The organism is Mesorhizobium sp. M2C.T.Ca.TU.002.02.1.1, from assembly GCF_003997225.1.
The window spans coordinates 1-4781 of the sequence record NZ_RZTO01000483.1 but is presented as its reverse complement, the minus strand read 5'-3'; the positions used below and the strand labels follow the sequence as shown (position 1 = coordinate 4781).

The 4781-nt window shown below is 63.7% G+C and carries 7 protein-coding genes; 4 read left to right on the top strand and 3 right to left on the bottom strand.

Annotated features, from left to right (window positions below; all coding sequences use genetic code 11):
* Both EOD07_RS22900 and EOD07_RS22895 read left to right on the top strand, forming a co-directional pair.
* On the top strand, window positions 1-238 hold a 238-nt coding region (locus tag EOD07_RS22900), incomplete at its 5' end, for a hypothetical protein (protein ID WP_127237080.1).
* 259 nt (window positions 239-497) lie between these two features.
* Window positions 498-1139: an MBL fold metallo-hydrolase gene (locus tag EOD07_RS22895; RefSeq protein WP_127237079.1), complete on the top strand. Its 642-nt coding sequence runs from the start codon at window positions 498-500 to the stop codon at window positions 1137-1139.
* Window positions 1140-1225: 86 nt separating this feature from the next.
* Here the strand turns inward: EOD07_RS22895 and EOD07_RS22890 are convergent, their stop codons facing one another.
* From EOD07_RS22890 to EOD07_RS22880, 3 genes are all read right to left on the bottom strand, one after another.
* Complete coding sequence (locus EOD07_RS22890; protein WP_040989633.1) at window positions 1226-1639, bottom strand: BA14K family protein; 414 nt, start codon at window positions 1637-1639, stop codon at window positions 1226-1228.
* Between the two features lie 254 nt (window positions 1640-1893).
* Window positions 1894-2106 carry a cold-shock protein gene (locus tag EOD07_RS22885; protein WP_006202521.1) on the bottom strand — a complete coding sequence of 71 codons (213 nt, stop codon included), beginning with the start codon at window positions 2104-2106 and terminating at the stop codon, window positions 1894-1896.
* 235 nt (window positions 2107-2341) lie between these two features.
* Window positions 2342-2554 (bottom strand): cold-shock protein, encoded by a 213-nt coding sequence (locus EOD07_RS22880; RefSeq protein ID WP_006202520.1) that lies wholly within the window; start codon window positions 2552-2554, stop codon window positions 2342-2344.
* A 453-nt stretch (window positions 2555-3007) separates the two neighbouring features.
* Between EOD07_RS22880 and EOD07_RS22875 the strand changes: the two genes are divergently transcribed.
* On the top strand, window positions 3008-3394 hold the full coding sequence (locus tag EOD07_RS22875; protein ID WP_127237078.1) for a Kazal-type serine protease inhibitor domain-containing protein: 387 nt from the start codon (window positions 3008-3010) through the stop codon (window positions 3392-3394).
* Window positions 3395-3692: 298 nt separating this feature from the next.
* The coding region (locus EOD07_RS22870; RefSeq protein ID WP_164772442.1) for a tetratricopeptide repeat-containing sulfotransferase family protein at window positions 3693-4781 on the top strand (1089 nt) is incomplete at its 3' end.

The window sequence follows — 4781 nt, the reverse complement described above, 5'->3', positions numbered from 1 at the left end:
GAAAACGGCGGCGTTGGGTCAGCTTCCTAAGATCCTCGGTGGCGCGATCGGCGGCGTCGGTGGCGCGGCCATCCTGGGCAGCCTGCTCGGTGGCGGAACGGTCGATCCGGCAGCGGCCGCGGCGGCGGCAGGTGGAGTTGGCAGCGCGCTGAACATCCAGAACATCGTCGGCGGCGCCGGCGGCGGCGCCATCCTGACCGCCATCATCGGCGCGGTCATGGGCGCTATGAAGAAATAGGCCCGGATTACCCCTCGGGCCTCAACATGGGCGGCTCCGGCCGCCCATTTCTTTTTCGAGGGCCATTCCCTTGGCTCGACGGTGGACGCGGCCCGCCATGGCCTCTACATCAGGGCCACACTTGGAGTGGTTCACCGTTTCACGGAAACGGCAAACTGCTCCTTTCGTTTGGCGCAATTCCGGACGGGCAGGCTACGGCGAAGGCGCTGAGCCTGAACCGTGTCGCACTTTTCCTGGAATTGCTCGAGAGAGGAAAGCGATGGGTCAGCTCAATGCCGGTATCGTGCCGGTCACGCCGTTCCAGCAGAACTGCACGATTTTGTTCGATATGGACGACAAGACGGGCGTCGTCGTCGATCCCGGCGGCGATGTCGACCAGATACTGTCGGTGCTGAAGGACAATGCCATCGCCGCCGGCGCGATCTGGATCACGCATGGCCATATCGACCATGCCGGCGGCGCGATGGAGCTGAAGGACGCGCTGGGCATCGACATTATCGGCCCGCACGAGGCCGACAAGCCGCTGCTTGCCAATCTCGAGAACCAGGCCAAGCGTTTTGGCCTTACCGATCCGGTGCGCAATTGCGTGCCGGATCGCTTCCTCACCGAAGGGGAGACTGTGTCGTTCGGCGAGCATGTGTTCGAGGTGCTGCATTGCCCGGGGCACGCGCCGGGCCACGTGGTCTACTACAACCGCGCGGCCAAATTCGCGCATGTCGGCGACGTGCTGTTTCGCGGCTCGATCGGGCGCACCGATCTGCCCGGCGGCGACCATGCCGCTCTGATCGCATCGATCAAGCAGAAGCTTCTGCCGCTCGGCGACGATGTCGGCTTCATCTGCGGTCACGGTCCAGGCAGCCGTTTTGGCGATGAAAGGCGGACCAATCCGTTTCTGACCTGACCTGCAAGCAAAGAAAAGCGCCGCTCGAGGCGGCGCTTTCGTGGGCAGGGAACCCAGTGGATTACTCGAAGCTTCGGTAGCTTCGGTCAGTTGGCGACGCAGAAATGCTGGGCGCCGTCATTGCCGGTGAAGGTGCCGGTGCGCGAGTTGAAGGTGCGGTAGCGGTCCGAGCAGTATTCGTACCAGCCGCGGGTCCACGGTTCGGCGTAGCGGTCGGCATAGACGTAGCGGGGCTGCTGCACGTAGTAGCGGCGCACCGGCCGGTCGACATAGTAGTCGTCACCATAGGCCGGCTCGTAATAGCGCGGGCCGGGGTTGCTCAGCGCGCTGCCGATCAGGGCGCCCGCCGCGAGGCCGACAACGCCGGCGGCGAGGGCGTCGCCGCCGTGACTGCGATGATGGTGCCAGCGCCAGTCATCCGCATTGGCCGCCGAGAAGGTGGCCAAGGTGGTCGCGGCAATGCCAACGCTCAGGATGGCGGTCTTGAGAAAGCGGTTCATTTTCGGTCTCCTTCGCGCCGGCCCGCGCATTTTTTCGGGGGATACGGACCGGCTTTAGCAAAGGTTAATAGAAGACCGTGGCTGAACGGAGGCTGAACGGAAATCAGCGCAAACGATTTTTCGTGGCTTGCCGATTCTTCAAGCTCCGGCGATCTTTCGAGCCAAGGCGATTTTTCCGGGCCTGGGCACAGCCCGATACCGGGCGGGAGCGGCCCCGCCTGACATAGCCTCCGTCGGATCCGTCGTGAGTCGGCTTAGCCGATCGACAGATTGACGGCCTTCGGACCCTTGCCGCGCTTGTCCGGCTCGGTGTCGAATGTCACTTTCTGCCCATCCTCAAGACCGGGAAGGCCCGACGCCTGCACGGCCGAAATGTGGACGAAGACATCCTTCGCGCCATCATCGGGCGTGATGAAGCCGAAGCCCTTGGCATGGTTGAAGAATTTGACGGTGCCGGTCTGCGGCATGGGAAACTCCTTTGATCCCATCAAGTCAAGTCTCGGGCCGGCAAACTGCCCGAGAGGAAATTTGTCCTTTATTTTAGCGCTATCGGCAAGAGAAAGTTTTCGCCTGCCGATCCAAGCATTTGCGTGCGAAAAAGGCGCGACGATATCGTCGCGCCTTCGCAATTTCAGGCCTGCCCGCAAGCCGATTTATGATCCCGCCGCACCATTGCATCCGCAAGGACAGGCCGCTTCGAGATCAGGCGGCGCGCAGGTTGACCGCCTTCGGGCCCTTGCCCATGCGGTCCGGCTCGACGTCGAATGTGACCTTCTGGCCGTCGACCAACGTGCGCAGGCCGGACGCCTCGATCGCGGAGATATGGACGAACACGTCCTTGGCGCCGCCATCCGGCGTGATGAAGCCGAAGCCTTTGGTGGCATTGAAGAACTTTACGGTACCGGTCTGGGCCATTGGGGAAAACTCCTTCACCCGTGTCAGTCTTGTGGTTTGCCCGCTGCCTCGCGCCTTGGGCAAATCCCGGTGGTTGCTTCGGCGGTCATGCATTTGCGCATGGTCGAACCCCCCGCCGAAAAACGGGGTTGTCAGAGATTCACACTTGTCGGGGAAAGGTCGTCCAAAACGTGCCGCTCTCCGGGTCGCAAATGCCCGAACATGGTTTTTATTACACGGAAACGTGATGGTTGCAAGATGACGCTCGCGGGCGGCCTTCGGCGCGTCCAACGCTGGGGCTTCGATAGACCCGGCCTCATCACCGGTCATCGGCCAGAGACGAGCCAAGCATAGGCCAGAATGAGGGCGGCGACCGCGGGCCACAGCGGCTCCACAAACAGTGGTTGCGTTTGCCGCGCAGGATGCGAGGATATCGCGAGCCGGCGTCACCGGGCCGGGACGGAGGAGGGACATATGCGGTTTCTTGCGGTCTCGCGTCAGGGCGTTGTCATTCTCATCCTGTCCGCGCTGCTGGCGGCCTGTACCGTGGTCGTCGACGATGGCCCGCGCCCGCCCAGGCCGCATCCGCAGCTCTGCACCATGCAGTACCAACCGGTTTGCGCCCGGCGCGGCGGCGACCGCCAGACCTTCGCTAATGCCTGCCTGGCCGAACGGGAAGGCTACCGCATCCTGCGGGAAGGTGCTTGCCGTGATGGCGGCGGCGGTGGTGGGGAGCAGACGTTCTGCACGCGCGAATATGCTCCGGTCTGCGCGAGGCGCCACGGGCAAATGCGCACCTTCCCGAACGCATGCGAGGCCCGCGCGGCCGACTATCGCATCGTCGGCGACGGACCGTGTTGAAAGGGACGGCGGTGTCCATCTGCGCAAATGGACACCGCGGCGCGCGCTGACGCTTAAAGCGCGTCGCGCTGAAACGGATTTCAGGCGACGCGCTTTAAGTCTTTGTTTTGATGCATGTCGTTGTCCCATAACCGCTGCGCACTTCTGGGCGACGTGCATTAGTCTTGAATCTCTTGCCCGTATGGCTTAGGTCCGGCGGACCAACAAATACGGCAGGTTTCCCATTAGCAAAGATCACAGAAGAGCGGCAAACGCCGGCGGCAGGCCTGGTGGCTCGCCCAGCCCGCTCGATCCGTATGTGCAAAAGGCGCTGCAATTCCATCAGGCGGGGCGCCGCCAGGAGGCCGAGGCGCTCTACCGGCAGGTCCTTGGGCAGCAGCCTAACCATGCCGCGGCGCTGCATTTCCTCGGATTGCTGCTGCACCAGACCGGCAGGAGCGAGGAAGGGCTCGATCTCATCGAGCAGTCGGTGACGCTGCAGCCCGAGAATGCCGACTTCCTCAACAATATGGGCACGGTCATGCGCGATCTCGGGCGCGTCGCCGCCGCGATCGATTTCTTCCGCGGCGCGGTGGATATCCGGCCCGATCAGCTGGCGGCGCGCGACAATCTCGGTTCGTCGCTGACGCAGCTCGGCCAGTTCGATGCTGCCGAGGAGATCTATCGCGGCACGATCGGCCGCAACCCGTTCCATGTCCGTGCACGCATCGGCCTTGCCGAGACGCTGCAGGAAGCCGGACGGCTGGACGAGGCGATCAAGCTGTTCCGCGAGGCGCTGTCGATCCGGCCGAAGGACGCCGAGCTTCTCTATGGGCTGGGCGTCGCGATGATGGAGAAGGGCAAGCTCGACGAGGCGGCAGATCTCGCCCGCCAGGCGCTGGCGATCGCCCCGAACATGGCCAAGGCCTGGCTGCTGCTCACGCAGGTCAAGCGCCAGACCGAGCGCGACAAGGAGCTTGCCGGCATGGAGGCCGAGCACGCCAAGGCGCCGAAGGGCAGCCTGGCACGCATGCAGCTTTCCTTCGGCCTGGGCAAGGTCAATGACGACCTCAAGGATTATGGCCGCGCCTTCGACTATTTCGCCGAGGGCAATGCCATCCGCCGCAAGGCGATCGCCTACGATCCCGCGCGCACGCGCGGCGAATTCGAGGCGATGAAGGCGGCCTTCGACACCGCCTTCTTCGAGAAGCACCGGCCAAGCGACATTTCCGACGACACGCCGATCTTCGTCGTCGGCATGCCGCGTTCCGGCACGACGCTGGTCGAGCAGATCATCGCCAGCCACCCGCAGGTCCTTGGCGCCGGCGAGTTGAACATCCTGAAGACGGCCGTCGGCAAGCAGTTTCCGATGAGCATGCCAGGCGGCTTCCCCGGCGGTATCGCCGAC